Origin of the sequence: Paraburkholderia sp. MPAMCS5 (assembly GCF_036016995.1) — a bacterium.
GTDB lineage: Bacteria > Pseudomonadota > Gammaproteobacteria > Burkholderiales > Burkholderiaceae > Paraburkholderia.
Genome location: NZ_JAYXBK010000005.1, coordinates 266,217 through 280,434 on the forward strand (window position 1 = coordinate 266,217; position 14,218 = coordinate 280,434).

The window sequence follows — 14,218 nt, forward strand, 5'->3', positions numbered from 1 at the left end:
TGACAAATTACTTGAAGTTCACGCGCTAAGTGTTGCTCTTCAAAGACGCCGCGCCATGAAAAAAGCCGCGCTCCGAATCATCGGAACGCGGCTTTGCCTAAAGCCAGACCGTTGAGTTTTAAAGAATTTCCGACGCGTAATCCGCGAGGCGCGAACGCTCGCCGCGCGCCAGCGTCACATGCCCGCTGTGCGCCCAGCCCTTGAAGCGGTCGACCACATAGGTCAGACCCGAGCTGCCCTCCGTCAGGTAAGGCGTGTCGATCTGCGCGATATTGCCCAGACAGATGATCTTGGTGCCCGGACCCGCGCGCGTGACCAGCGTTTTCATCTGCTTCGGCGTCAGATTTTGCGCTTCGTCGATAATCAGATACTTATCCACGAACGTCCGGCCGCGCATGAAGTTCATGCTCTTGATCTTCAGGCGCGAGCGGATCAGTTCCTGAGTCGCGGCGCGGCCCCATTCGCCGGCGGCGTCGTCGGTTTTCTGCAGCACTTCGAGGTTGTCGTCGAATGCACCCATCCACGGCTGCATTTTTTCCTCTTCCGTACCGGGCAGAAAGCCGATGTCTTCGCCCACAGGCACCGTGGCGCGCGTCACGATGATCTCGTTATAGCGCTTATCGTCCAGAACCTGCGCGAGGCCGGCAGCGAGCGCGACCAGCGTCTTGCCGGTACCCGCCTGACCGAGCAGCGTCACGAAGTCGATTTCGGGATTCATCAACAGATTCAGCGCGAAGTTCTGCTCGCGATTGCGCGCCGTGATGCCCCACACGTTGTTTTTGTGGTGGCCGTAGTCACGCAGCGTCTGCAGCAGCGCCGTCTTGCCGTTTAGCTCGCGCACCAGGGCGTGAAACGCCGGCTCGCCATTTTGCGGCTCGAGATAGACGAATTCGTTGACCAGCATGGACGGGCACAGCGGACCGGTCACGCGGTAATAGGTGGTGCCGGTCTTGGTGTCCTGCCAGCTTTCCATGCCCTTCGCGTGCTTCGTCCAGAAATCCTGCGGCAACGCGCGGATGCCCGAATACAGCAGATCGCTGTCTTCGAGCACCTGGTCGTTGAAGTAGTCTTCGGCGGGCAGCCCCAGCGCATGCGCCTTGATGCGCATGTTGATGTCTTTCGACACCAGCACGACCTGGCGATCCGTGCGGTCGCGCTGCAATGCGCGCACGACGCCCAGAATCTGATTGTCGGCCTTGCCTTCCGGCAGACCTTCGACCGGCTCGATCGCCGTCAGCTTGGTCTGGAAATACAGGCGGCCGGACGCCTCGCGGCTACCCAGACGCGCGAGCGAAATGCCGTCGGACATGTTGCCGGCGTTCGCCACCAGCGCGTCCAGCGTGCGGCTCACCTGGCGAGCGTTACGCGCGACTTCCGACATGCCTTTCTTGTGGTTGTCGAGTTCTTCCAACGTCATCATCGGCAGATAGACGTCGTGCTCCTCGAAACGGAACAGGCAGCTCGGGTCATGCATCAACACGTTGGTGTCGAGCACGAAGAGCTTCTGGATTTCGACCGGCTGGGTGGCCGTGCCCCGTTTCCTGCTCGTGCCGCGCGCGGTGGGCGCGGCAGCGGGCGCGGCGGCCTCGGTTTGCTTCGCGCTCGGCGCACGTCCGACGGCCGGCTGCGGCTCGACAGCGGGTGCAAAAGCTTCGGCTTGCGGACGGCTAGCGGGAACCGGTTGCAACAGCGCTGCGGTTTGCTTGGTCTTGCGCCCGGCGCCGCGCGCCTGAGCGGCCTGGCCCGCACCTGCGGACGCCGGGGCGGAAGCCGACGATGCCGGCACCGGTCGCAAGGTGGTCGCGGCATTGGCGGCATGCGCCATAGGCGTGGCGACGTTCGTGCGGCCGTAGTCGGCCGACTCCGCGGATTCTCCTTCGGCCTGTTTCTTCGACGCGGCGCGAGCCGGTGTGGCGGCCTTGACCTTGTATTCGTCAGGGGGCAGGAGATTGCCGAGCTTGCTCGGGGGGGTAGGCAAAGGCATGGTTTCCCTCGAAATAATCGGGTCACATATCGTGCGCCGCCTGTCGCATTCTGCCGGTGCCGAGGTTGCGCACGCAGTTTGCGCCCGGAGGCGCGCATTCGGTCTAGAGATGCCGGTTCGCCTGGTTTTCGATCGGCTCCTTAACGGAAAGCGCGGGCCGAGTGAATGAACGGCCGCGCGCAATTGAAAAAGCCGCCGCCCCGGCGTACGGGGCAAGCGGCTCGCCTACGGTGCTCGCGTTGCGCCTGACGACTCCGACCGGCCCAAGGACATGACCGTCAAGTCTTGCGCAGCAACGAAAAATTTGGGGTGGACAGGCACTCATTGCAACCGAATATAACGCGCCTCAAAGGGCTTGTACAGCCTCCAGAATTTCGTCGACATGGCCGGGCACTTTCACGCCACGCCACTCCTCGCGCAACACACCTTCACCGTCGATGAGGAACGTGGAGCGTTCAATTCCCCGTACTTCTTTGCCATACATTTTCTTCATTTTGATGACGCTAAAGAGCGCGCACAGCTTTTCTTCCGGGTCCGAGATCAATGGGAACGGCAGTTCGAGCTTTGCCTTGAAGTTGTCATGCGAGCGCAGGCTGTCGCGCGACACGCCGAGCACTTCAGCGCCGGCCTTTCTGAACTTCGGATAGAGGTCGCGAAATTGCAGACCTTCGGTCGTGCAGCCGGGCGTGTTGTCCTTCGGATAGAAATACAACACCACCTTCTTGCCCCGCAGTTCGGACAGCGTGATCTCGCCTCCGGTGGCGGGAGCGGTGAAGTCGGGGATGGGTTGGTCGACTGCGATGGGCACGAGGTTCTCCGGTTGTTATGGCCGGCGCCGCCGTGTGAATCCGACACGGCGGCGCCGGCCTGGCATCGAGTTGGGGAGGGGCTACCGGTGCGCGCATGTTCTCGCGTGGCGGTCGGGTCGTCGGGTCGCGCCGCCGGCGAGCGTTTCAGCCAGGCATCTTGAATCTCGACTGAGCATGGCTCGCCAGAAACGCCGGCTAGCCGCTCAGGGCTGGACGATCAGCTCGCCGGAGCGCCCTGGAATTTCGCCCCATGTAACAGGGTACGATGGCAGCGCGTCGCGGTCCAGCGTGGCGTAGTAGTCGCCCATGGTCGCGAACGTGTGGCCCTGCGCGCGCCAGCCTTGCAGCAACTGCTCGAAGATCGGCGCGAGCTTCTGTCCTTCGAGTTCCGCATGCAGCGTGAACACCTGATCGTGCGGATTGTTTTCGGTGTGCTTCAGCATGAACGCGGCAACGTTGTGCTCGTCCACGCCGTCGACGCCCAGCACTTCGTCGAGCGTGGGCAGCGTGGTGGGCATCTGCACATGCGCGAGCGTCCTGCCGTTCACGACCGGCAGATACGGCGAATGGCCGCGGCCGTCGGACGCGTAGTGCATGCCCCACGCGTCGATCTGCTCGAAGGCATGGCCGTTCATCTGCCAGCCGGCCGCGCCGTGCGTGACGGGCGGCGCACCGAACACCTCGACGAAACGGTCATGGCTTTTCTGCATTTGCGCGGCGGTCCACGCGCGATCTTTCGAGCGCACGTTGTCCTGCCAGTACACGTGATCCCACGTATGAATGCCGCACTCGAAGCCGGCTTCGTGGATGGCGCGCATTTCCGCCGACGCCTTCACGCCGATGTCCGGCCCCGGCAGCAACACGCCGTACATCAACTGCTTGACGCCGTAATGTTCGACGACCGACGTGCGCGACACCTTCTGCAGAAAGCCCGGCCGCAGCACGCGGCGCATCGCCCAACCGGTGTGATCGGGGCCGAGGCTGAACAGGAAGGTGGCGCGCGCCTTGAAGCGGTCGAAAATGCGCGCGAGATTCGGCACGCCTTCGCGCGTGCCGCGCAGCGTGTCGACGTCGATCTTCAGGACGATACGAGCCAAGGATCAGCCCTTATTGCTGTTCGACAAGCGCGCGCGCCTGTTCGACGTCGCCGCGATACGCTTCGAAAATCTTGCGCAGCGCTTCGTCGAAAGTCGACTTCGGCGCCCAGCCGAGTTCCTGCATCGTGTTGTCGATCTTCGGCACGCGGTTCTGCACGTCCTGATAGCCCGTGCCGTAGTACGCGCCCGACGACGTTTCGACGAGTTGCACCTTCTTCGCGCTGTCGGCGTATTCCGGGAATTCCGCGGCGAGCGTCAGCATCTTGTGCGCGAGTTCACGCACCGAGAAGTTGTTGGTCGGGTTGCCGATGTTGTAGATCTTGCCCGACGCGACGCCGTTTTTGTTCTCGATGATCTTCATCAGCGCGCCGATGCCGTCGTCGATGTCCGTGAACGCGCGCTTTTGCGCGCCGCCGTCGACGAGGCTGATGTTCTCGCCGCGCACGATGTGGCCGAGGAACTGCGTGACCACGCGCGACGAACCTTCCTTCGGCGTGTAAATCGAGTCGAGACCGGGGCCGATCCAGTTGAACGGACGGAACAGCGTGAAGTTCAGGCCTTCCATGCCGTAGCCCCAGATCACGCGGTCCATCAACTGCTTCGAGCACGCGTAGATCCAGCGCGGCTTGTTGATCGGGCCGTACGACAGTTGCGACGCTTCCGGATCGAACTGCTCGTCGGTGCACATGCCGTAGACCTCGGAGGTCGACGGAAACACGAGATGCTTGCCGTACTTCACGGCCGAACGCACGATCGGCAGGTTTGCCTCGAAGTCGAGTTCGAACACGCGCAGCGGCTGCTTCACGTACGTGGCGGGCGTGGCGATCGCGACGAGCGGCAGGATCACATCGCACTTCTTGATGTGATATTCGACCCACTCCTTGTTGATCGTGATGTCGCCTTCAAAGAAGTGCATCCGCTCATGATTGACCAGATCGCCCAGACGGTCCGTTTGCATGTCCATTCCGAAAACTTCCCAATCGGTCGTTTCGAGAATGCGTTTGGACAGGTGATGGCCGATGAAGCCGTTCACACCCAGGATCAGGACTTTTTTAGCGAAACCTTCGGTTTTCATGAATGACGGGGAGTTTGGATGAGCTGGGCGAATTCGGCCGGACTGACGACAGTTTCAGTGCCGTCGTGCTGTTGCCGCAATTCGTGGATGGTGAGCGCGCGGCCGTCGCCGCCTATCGCGAAAACGGCATTATCGCTTACGTGCAGGCCCGGCGGCAAATCCGGACGAAGCGCGCCGGGCGCGGCAAGGCGCGCCCGCGCCACGACGAAACGCCGGCCGGCGAGATCGGTGAACGCGCCCGGATAGGGCGGCGCGACCGCGCGGATCAGGTTGTAGATCTGCTGCGCCGTCTGCGTCCAGTCGATGCGGCCGTCTTCCGGCTTGCGGCCGCCGTAGTAGCTGCCGTGCGGCAGATCATTCGGCAGATGCGGCGCTTCGCCCGCGAGCAAGGCCGGCAGCACGCGCCACAGCGTCTGTTCGGCGGCCACGGTGACTTTGTCGAACACCTGCGCGGCGGTGTCGTCGGGCAGGATCGGCACCGGAGTTTGCGCGATGATCGCGCCCGCGTCCGGCCTCGCGGCCATTTCATGCAGCGTCGCGCCGGTTTCAGTTTCCCCGTGCAGCACGGCCCAGTTGGTCGGCACGCGGCCGCGATACTTCGGCAGGAGCGAGCCGTGCATGTTGTAGGCGCCGCGCGCGGCGAGCGCGAGCAGATCCACCGGCAACATGTGGCGGTAGTAGAACGAAAAGATGAAGTCCGGCCGTGCGGCGCCCACGATGGCGCGCAATTCCGGGCTCTTCGGATCGGCCGGCGTGACGACGGGAATGCCGTGTTCGGCCGCCACGCTCGCGACGCTGCCGAACCAGATGTTCTCGGTCGGGCTGTCTTCGTGGGTGACGACGAGCGCCACGTCCACGCCGCGCGCGAGCAGCACCTGCAGGCAGCGCACGCCGACGTTGTGATACGCGAATACGACGGCGCGCGGTTTCATCGGTTCGGACCCTCGTCGCGATGGCCGGCGAGCGGCGCGGCCTGCACATCTTGCACGATGGCCTGACGCGGTGTCGGATTCGCGGCGGCGCCGTTGCGCTCTTCGAGAATAGTCTGCACGAGATAGCGCGGACGGGCTCGCACCTGCTGGTAAATCCGGCCAATGTATTCGCCGAGCAAACCGAGCGCGAAGATGATCACGCCGAGCAGGAAGAACGTGATGGCGAACAGGGTGAACACGCCCTGAACTTCCGCGCCGATAATGAAGCGGCGAATCAGCAGCAGCACGAAGAGCGCCGCGGAGCCGAGCGACAGGATTACGCCGATGAACGACAGCCACTGCAACGGCACGACCGAGAAGCCGGTCACGAGGTCGAAATTCAGGCGGATCAGCGAGTACAGCGAGTACTTCGATTCGCCGGCGAAGCGCTCCTCGTGCGCGACTTCGATCTCGACCGGATTCTGCGCGAAGGTGTACGCGAGCGCCGGAATGAACGTATTGATTTCGCCGCAGCGATTGATCGTGTCGATGATATGCCGGCTGTACGCGCGCAGCATGCAGCCCTGATCGGTCATCTTGATGCGCGTGATGCGCTCGCGCAGACGGTTCATCGCGCGCGAAGCCTTGCGGCGCCACAAACTGTCCTGGCGCTGCAGACGGATCGTGCCGACGTAGTCGAAGCCTTCGCGCATCTTCGACACAAGCTTGCCGATTTCTTCAGGCGGGTTTTGCAAATCGGCGTCGAGCGTGATCACGATGTCGCCGCGCGACTGCTCGAAGCCCGCGAGAATCGCCATGTGCTGGCCGTAGTTGCCGTTCAGCAGAATCACGCGAGTCGAGTCGGGGCGCGCGCGGAACTGCTCGGCGAGCAGGGCGGGGGATTTGTCGCGGCTGCCGTCGTTGATGAAGATCACTTCATAGGACGTGCCGAGCGCGTCGAGCGCCGGGTAGAGCCGCGCGAATAGCGCTGCCAGTCCGGCTTCCTCGTTGTACACCGGAATGATGATCGACACTTCCGGTGTGACGGCGCGTTGTTCCGTATAAATCATTTCCGCTTATTTTCCGTATTGTTCGCAAATTTCGTTGACCGCGCGGCACACGCGCTCCACGTCGCCTTCGTTCATCAGCGTGAAGAGCGGCAGCGTGACGTTCGTCGCGCCGAAACGCTCGGCATGGGGGAACATGCCTTCAGTAAAGCCGCGCGCGCGATACAGCGAGAACAGATGAATCGCCGGATAGTGCACGCCCGAGCCGATGCCGCGCTCTTTTAGTTGACCCATGAAACCGGCGCGGTCGATGGACAATTTTTCGAGCGGCAGCGTGATCTGGAACATGTGCCAGTTGCTGTTCTCGAAGTCGGCAAACGGCAGGCCGATGCCCAGCTTGTGCGCCGCGCCGCCCTCGAAGCCGGCGAAATACGCGCGCGCCAGTTTCCTGCGCTGCGCGAGAAAGCGCTCCAGATGCGGCAACTGGCCGAGGCCGACGCGCGCGGCGACGTCCGTCAGGTTGTACTTGCCGCCCAGCACGTCGCAGTCCATGCCGTCGAAACCCGTGCGCGTGATGCCTTGCAACCGGTACTTCTGGGCGAGCACGGCTTCTTCCTCGTTGTTCAGCACGAGCGCGCCGCCTTCAATCGACGTGAGATTCTTGTTCGCGTGGAAGCTGAACGAGACCATGTCGCCGATCGCGCCGATGCGCTTGCCGCTCCACGTCGAGCCGAACGCCTGCGCGGCGTCTTCCACCACGCGCAGCTTGTGCGCGCGGGCGATTGCGTAGAGACGGTCCATATCGACGGGCAGGCCCGAAAGAAAAACCGGAATCAGCGCCTTGGTGCGCGGCGTGATCGCCTGTTCGAGCCGATCGAGGTCGATGTTGCGCGTGACCGGGTCGATGTCGGCGAACACCGGCGTTGCGCCGACTTCGTAAATCACATTGCTGGTCGAGACCCACGACGCGGGCGTGGTGATCACTTCGTCGCCCGGGCCGACGCCTGCAATGCGCAGGCCGATTTCGAGCGTGGCCGTGCCGGAGTTGAATGTGCGCACCGGACGGCCGCCGCAGAATTCGGAGAGCGCCGCCTCGAATTTCTGGTTCTGCGGACCGGTGGTGATCCAGCCGGAACGCAGGACGTCGGCTACGCCTTGAATCGTCTCTTCATCGATTTCCGGTTTGACGAACGGCAGGAACGGCAGAGACGGAACGGTTGACTGGGTCATGAATGCTTCGCTCGATCGAAATGGGCCGCGGCCCGAAGGGCGCACGCTTCGTGCAACTGCGCGCCAACCCGGACCAGGGCTAAAAAGAGTGCAACCGCGGAGCATACCGCGATCAACCTTACGTTTTGCTTAGCCGGCACCGATGCCGGCTTACCTTATCTTTGCCGCGGCAAGATTGCCGCCGGGCCGCCTAGCTGCGCGCGAGAATCACCACGCCGAGCAGGATGATGCCGATGCCCACCAGCTTCTGTACCGACATGACTTCGCCGAACAGATACCACGCTGCAAAAGCGTTGACGATGTAGCCGAGCGATAGCATCGGATACGCGATCGACACGTCCACGCGCGACAGCCCGATCACCCATACCGCGACGCTGATCACATAGCATGCGAGCCCGCCGATGATCGGCGGCTGCGTGGCGAGGCGAAAGGCAATGGGCAGGATGTTCGCACGGGTGAATTCGAAGTGTCCAACGGCATTCGTTCCGGCTTTGAGCAGCAACTGCGCGCCCGCGTTCAACGAGACGCCGGCAAGAATACAAAAGAGGGAAATCGGGTTCATCGGGTGTTCAGATCCTGATATGGGGTCACGGTTGTGGTTTTTCCAGGGGCGCGGGCGCCGCGTTCGCGGCATCCGCCGCGGCAAGCGGTTTCATCACGACGACGCGGCGCGGGTCGCGCGCGATTACCTGCATCGGCAAGCCTGCCTTGAGAAGCCGGTCGTAGGTGGGCGGCGGAATCAGCGCCAGGGCGTAGCGCTCGGCCTTCCAGCGCGCGATCCACGCGTCCTCCGACGGCACCCATTTTTGCGGCTCGACGGAAACGCCGAACGCGAGCTCGTCCGGATGCGCGACCATGATCATCGTGTGGCCGATGTAGAACGGCAGCGTGTGATCGAGTACGCCGACCGAGTAGAACGGCGTGTCGGCCGGCATTTTCGCCATTTGCGCCTTGATCGCGGGCGCGAGCGGCGCGCCGGAACTGAGGCGGCCGAACACGTCGTGACCGACGCCCGCGATCGTGCCGAGCAGCAGCCAGGCCGCGCCGAAGCTCGCGATGGCGGCGAAACTGGCGGCCCGGTTGCGGCGATTCAGCCAGAGCGCGGCGAGCGTCAGCACGAAGGCGACGCCGAGCGCCGCGAGCACCCAGCCGCGATACGCCGCGTACAGCTCGGTCGGGTTGCGCGCGCTGCCGAAGCGCGGCAGGAACAGCGCGGCAAACGCCGCCACGACGAGAAACAGCGCATAGCCGGCGAGGTGGCGCCGCCACTGGTCGCGCGTGACGAGCGGCAGGTACATGCCGATCATGAGCGCAATAGGCGGCGCGATGGGCAGCGTGTACGACAGCAGTTTCGAATGCGACGCGCTGAAGAACAGGAAGATGAAACCGGTCCAGACCAGCATCAACGTGATGGGCGCGAAGCCGTTCGGCTGGCGCGGCAGGCGCAAGGCATGACGCACGCTCTGCACGGTCACCGAGAGCCACGGCAGGAAACCGACGATCAGCACCGGCACGAAGTAATAGAACGGCCCCGGCCGGTTCTGCTCGGGCGTCAGGTAACGCTTGAACTGCTGAACGATGAAAAAGAAATTCAGGAACTCGGGATTGCGCTGTTGCACCAGCACGAACCACGGCGTGACGATAGCGAAGAACACGATCAGGCCGCCGATCAGATGCAGACGCTTCCACAGCGCCCAGTCGCGCGCGATCAGCGTGTAGAGCACCAGCACGGCGCCCGGCAGAATCAGACCGACGAGTCCCTTGGACAGCACCGCGAGCGCCATCGAGCCCCAGCACAGCCACATCCAGCCGCGCACGCACGAGGTCGAAAGGCCCGGGCGCTGCGCGAGCAGCAACGCGCAGAGCGTCAGTTCCATCCAGAACGACAGGCCCATGTCGAGCGTGTTGAAGTGGCCCATCAGGTTCCAGTACGGCGAGGTCGCGAGCACGATGGCCGCGAGCACGCCGGTCGCCGCGTTGAACACGCGCGCGCCGGTGTAGCCGATCAGCAGCACGCCGGCAAAGCCGGTGAGCGCCGTATAAAGCCGCGCCTGCCATTCGCCGATGCCGAACCACGCGAAGGTGAGCGCGTTCAACCAGGTTTGCAGCGGCGGTTTTTCGAAGTACTTGTAGCCGTTGTAGCGCGGCGTGATCCAGTCGCCGGTGACGAACATCTCGCGCGCCATTTCGGCGTAGCGGCCTTCGTCGCTCGGCAGCAGATGGCGCCAGCCGAGCGGCACGAACCAGATCACGGCAAGGGCCAGCACCAGCAGCAGGATCGCGGTGCGGTTGAGCGGTAGCCTCGACGGCGTATCGTTCATGGATGTTCAACCTTTCGGGCGACGCCGCATGCGCGGCGCTCGCGTTTGTTATTCGGAACTGGCGGCTGTCTGCGGCTGACGGCCGGTCTTGCTGCGCTGTTGCGCGCGGGCAATTGTTGCGCCATCGGGCGTGCCGCCTGGCGCAGATGGCGCGCAGTGTACGTGATTCGCCGGTGACGCGGCGAGCGCGGGCGGCCCGCCGGCGCTAAGCGCGGGCCTTCGCGCGGCCGTCGTCGGTCACGCAGAGGCGACGCGAGCGGCCCGGCACGGCCGCTACGCTTCGATCAGCAACGCGGCCGCGACCTTGCGGCCCTCGGCCATCAGAATGTTGTAGGTACGGCAGGCGGCCTTGAAGTCCATGGTTTCGACGCCGATGCGTTTGGCCGTGAGCGCCGCCGTCAGACGCGGGTGCGGAAAGCGCAGCCGCTCGCCGCTGCCGAAGATCACGACCTCGGGCGCGGGCTCCACCAGCATCGCGAAAAGTTCGGGGCTCAGTTGCTCGAAAGACGACACGGGCCAAGGGATGACGGGCGCGTCCGGCAGCACGAGAAGGCTGCCCGAATGACGCACCGCATTGATTTCGACATAGCCGGCGCCATAGCCGGTCACGGTGTTGAGGGCGCCGCTGGAATCCTGATGTAATTTCAAATTCGTTTTCCGAAGTCGTCGCGCGACATCATGTGCGTTGACGGCCTGGTCGGCGTGAAGCGCGAGCAGGGCGGTTCTACACGAGTGGGACACGAGAGGGCCGAAAAGGCTCCCGTTGCGGTTGGTGCATTGCGGAAGTCGGCCAAAATCCGCTAAATTATAACTTTTTAGCCGCTCAGCGGCGCCCCCGCCCATGTGCCGCCACAAGCCGCGCTGACGGCCCGGGGTGGGCTCCGTCGGCTACCTGCCCCGGTTTCGCCCGCTTTCGTCTGATTTTGTCCCGCTTTTGTCCCGCTGCGCGTGGGATTTTTCGTTTGCTGCGCAAACGCAATCCGCCGCGACGCGTGCGCAACGGTCTCGCCGGCCCGGCGCCGGAATCCAGCTCGGCGAGCCAGCCGGCGCGTTGAAATGTTTGCCCCGGGCCGGGTGTGCCCGAACTCCATGCCCCAAGCCCAATTAACCAGGATGAAGTGCCCGCCGTGAAACCGATTCTCAAGTCCAACAAATTGTTGAATGTCTGCTACGACATTCGCGGGCCCGTCCTCGAACACGCGAAACGGCTCGAAGAAGAAGGCCATCGCATCATCAAGCTGAATATCGGCAATCTGGCGCCGTTCGGCTTCGAGGCGCCGGACGAAATCATTCAGGACATGATCCTGAATCTGCCCAGCTCGTCGGGGTATTCGGATTCCAAGGGTGTGTTCGCCGCGCGCAAGGCGATCATGCATTACACGCAGCAAAAGGGCGTGCACGGCGTGGAACTGGACGACATCTACATCGGCAACGGCGCGTCCGAGCTGATTGTGATGGCGCTGCAAGGCCTGCTGAACGATGGCGACGAAGTGCTGCTGCCCGCGCCCGACTATCCGCTGTGGACGGCCGGCGTGAGCCTCTCGGGCGGCACGCCCGTGCATTACATCTGCGACGAGTCGAACCGCTGGATGCCCGATCTCGACGACATCCGCGCGAAAATCACGCCGAACACGCGCGCGCTGGTCGTCATCAACCCGAACAATCCGACCGGCGCGCTGTATTCGGACGAACTGCTGCTCGGCCTGATCGAGATCGCGCGCCAGCACGGCCTCGTGATCTTCGCCGACGAGGTCTACGACAAGATCGTCTACGACGGCAAGACGCACACCTCCATGGCCTCGCTCTCCGAAGACGTGCTCACGGTCACGTTCAACAGCCTGTCGAAGAGTTACCGCTCGTGCGGCTATCGCGCCGGCTGGATGTTCATCTCGGGCCTGACGGGCGAGAACCGCCGCCACGCCAAAGACTATTTCGAAGGGCTCGGCATTCTCGCTTCCATGCGCCTGTGCCCGAACGTGCCCGGCCAGTACGCGATCCAGACCGCGCTCGGCGGCTATCAGAGCATCAACGACCTGATCGTGCCGAGCGGGCGCCTCTACAAACAGCGCGAGCTCGCGTACGACATGCTGACGGCCATTCCCGGCGTAAGCTGCGTGAAGCCTGAAGCGGCGCTGTACATGTTCCCGCGCCTCGACCCGAAGATCTATCCGATCCAGGACGACCAGCAGTTCATCCTCGATCTGTTGCTGGAAGAGCGTGTGCTGCTCGTGCAGGGCACCGGTTTCAACTGGAAGACGCCGGACCATTTCCGCGTCGTGTTCCTGCCGAACGTGGACGACCTCGCGGATTCCATCAACCGGATCGCGCGTTTCCTCGACGGTTACCGCAAACGTCACACGGCCTGACGCACAATACGCAAGGCGCGGCCCGAGCCGCGCCGCACCCGGCGCCCCATTTTTTAATCCTTTACTCGACACACGCTGCATGGAACCGATCAAAGTTGGACTGCTGGGCTTCGGCACGGTAGGCAGCGGCACCTTCACGGTACTGCGCCGCAATCAGGAAGAAATCAAACGTCGCGCGGGCCGCGGCATCGAGGTTGCGCGCATTGCCGTGCGCAATCCGGCGAAGGCGACCGCGGCGCTCGGCGCCGAGGCGGCCAGCGTCGCGCTGACCGACGACTTCAACGCGGTCGTCGACGACCCGTCGATCGACATCGTGGCGGAAATGATCGGCGGCACGGGTGTGGCGCGCGACCTCGTCCTGCGCGCGATCAAGAACCGCAAGCACGTGGTCACGGCCAACAAGGCGCTGCTCGCGGTGCACGGCACCGAGATTTTCGAAGCGGCGCGCGCCAACGGCGTGATGGTCGCGTTCGAGGCTGCGGTGGCGGGCGGCATTCCGATCATCAAGGCGCTGCGCGAAGGGCTGACGGCCAATCGCATCCAGTACATCGCGGGCATCATCAACGGCACGACCAACTACATTCTTTCGGAAATGCGCGACCGCGGGCTCGACTTCGCGACCGCGCTCAAGGCCGCGCAGGAACTGGGCTATGCCGAAGCCGATCCGACTTTCGACATCGAAGGCGTGGATGCCGCGCACAAGGCGACCATCATGAGCGCGATCGCGTTCGGCGTGCCGGTGCAGTTCGATAAGGCTTACGTCGAAGGCATCAGCAAGCTCGCGGCGATCGACATCAAATACGCCGAGGAACTCGGCTACCGCATCAAGCTGCTCGGCATCGCGCGGCGCGCGGAAAAGGGCATCGAGTTGCGCGTGCATCCCACGCTGATTCCGGAAAAACGCCTGCTCGCGAATGTGGAAGGCGCGATGAACGCCGTCGTCGTGCACGGCGACGCGGTCGGCTCCACGCTGTATTACGGCAAGGGCGCGGGCGCGGAGCCGACGGCCTCGGCGGTGGTCGCCGATCTGGTCGACGTGACGCGCCTGCATACGGCCGACCCGGAGCATCGCGTGCCGCATCTGGCGTTCCAGCCGGACCGGCTGTCGAACACGCCGATCTTGCCCATCGACGAAGTCACGAGCGGCTACTATCTGCGTCTGCGCGTGGCGGACGTGACCGGCGTGCTGGCCGACATCACGCGTATTCTGGCCGACACCGGCATCTCGATCGACGCGCTGCTGCAAAAGGAATCGGAGCAGGTCGACGCGAACGGCAAGGGCGAAACCGACATCATCCTGATCACGCACGAGACGGTAGAAAAGAATGTGAACGCCGCGATCAGGTCGATCGAGGCGTTGCACACCGTCGTCTCGCAAGTCACGAAGCTGCGCATGGAAGCGCTGAACTAGGCCGAAC

The 14,218-nt window shown here is 63.6% G+C and carries 12 protein-coding genes; 2 read left to right on the plus strand and 10 right to left on the minus strand.

Features of this window, described 5'->3' with window-relative positions:
* Nucleotides 1-118: 118 nt before the first annotated feature.
* The 10 genes from VOM14_RS14095 to VOM14_RS14140 form a co-directional block, all read right to left on the minus strand.
* On the minus strand, nucleotides 119-1,984 hold the full coding sequence (locus tag VOM14_RS14095; RefSeq protein ID WP_327629326.1) for a PhoH family protein: 1,866 nt from the start codon (nucleotides 1,982-1,984) through the stop codon (nucleotides 119-121).
* 346 nt (nucleotides 1,985-2,330) lie between these two features.
* Nucleotides 2,331-2,792 (minus strand): peroxiredoxin, encoded by a 462-nt coding sequence (locus VOM14_RS14100; protein WP_327629327.1) that lies wholly within the window; start codon nucleotides 2,790-2,792, stop codon nucleotides 2,331-2,333.
* A gap of 204 nt (nucleotides 2,793-2,996) precedes the next feature.
* Nucleotides 2,997-3,890, minus strand: a complete 894-nt coding sequence (locus VOM14_RS14105; protein WP_327629328.1) for a polysaccharide deacetylase family protein — start codon at nucleotides 3,888-3,890, stop codon at nucleotides 2,997-2,999.
* 10 nt (nucleotides 3,891-3,900) lie between these two features.
* Nucleotides 3,901-4,965, minus strand: coding sequence for a bifunctional UDP-4-keto-pentose/UDP-xylose synthase (locus VOM14_RS14110; RefSeq protein WP_327629329.1), 1,065 nt, complete (start codon nucleotides 4,963-4,965; stop codon nucleotides 3,901-3,903).
* Entirely contained in the window at nucleotides 4,962-5,897 is a 936-nt protein-coding gene (locus VOM14_RS14115) for a formyltransferase (RefSeq protein ID WP_327629330.1), read from the minus strand. Before VOM14_RS14115 ends, VOM14_RS14110 begins: the two co-directional genes overlap by 4 nt.
* Nucleotides 5,894-6,946, minus strand: coding sequence for a glycosyltransferase (locus VOM14_RS14120; protein ID WP_327629331.1), 1,053 nt, complete (start codon nucleotides 6,944-6,946; stop codon nucleotides 5,894-5,896). Before VOM14_RS14120 ends, VOM14_RS14115 begins: the two co-directional genes overlap by 4 nt.
* 6 nt (nucleotides 6,947-6,952) lie before the next feature.
* On the minus strand, nucleotides 6,953-8,113 hold the full coding sequence (locus VOM14_RS14125) for a DegT/DnrJ/EryC1/StrS family aminotransferase (RefSeq protein ID WP_327629332.1): 1,161 nt from the start codon (nucleotides 8,111-8,113) through the stop codon (nucleotides 6,953-6,955).
* A 190-nt stretch (nucleotides 8,114-8,303) separates the two neighbouring features.
* Nucleotides 8,304-8,675, minus strand: coding sequence for an SMR family transporter (locus tag VOM14_RS14130; protein ID WP_327629333.1), 372 nt, complete (start codon nucleotides 8,673-8,675; stop codon nucleotides 8,304-8,306).
* 25 nt (nucleotides 8,676-8,700) lie between these two features.
* Entirely contained in the window at nucleotides 8,701-10,434 is a 1,734-nt protein-coding gene (locus VOM14_RS14135; RefSeq protein WP_327629334.1) for a glycosyltransferase family 39 protein, read from the minus strand.
* 273 nt (nucleotides 10,435-10,707) lie between these two features.
* Nucleotides 10,708-11,082 (minus strand): Mth938-like domain-containing protein, encoded by a 375-nt coding sequence (locus VOM14_RS14140; protein WP_327629335.1) that lies wholly within the window; start codon nucleotides 11,080-11,082, stop codon nucleotides 10,708-10,710.
* 470 nt (nucleotides 11,083-11,552) lie between these two features.
* Here VOM14_RS14140 and VOM14_RS14145 point away from each other — a divergent pair, with 470 nt between their 5' ends.
* Entirely contained in the window at nucleotides 11,553-12,800 is a 1,248-nt protein-coding gene (locus tag VOM14_RS14145; protein WP_327629336.1) for a pyridoxal phosphate-dependent aminotransferase, read from the plus strand.
* 79 nt (nucleotides 12,801-12,879) lie between these two features.
* Entirely contained in the window at nucleotides 12,880-14,211 is a 1,332-nt protein-coding gene (locus tag VOM14_RS14150) for a homoserine dehydrogenase (RefSeq protein ID WP_327629337.1), read from the plus strand.
* Nucleotides 14,212-14,218: the final 7 nt, after the last annotated feature.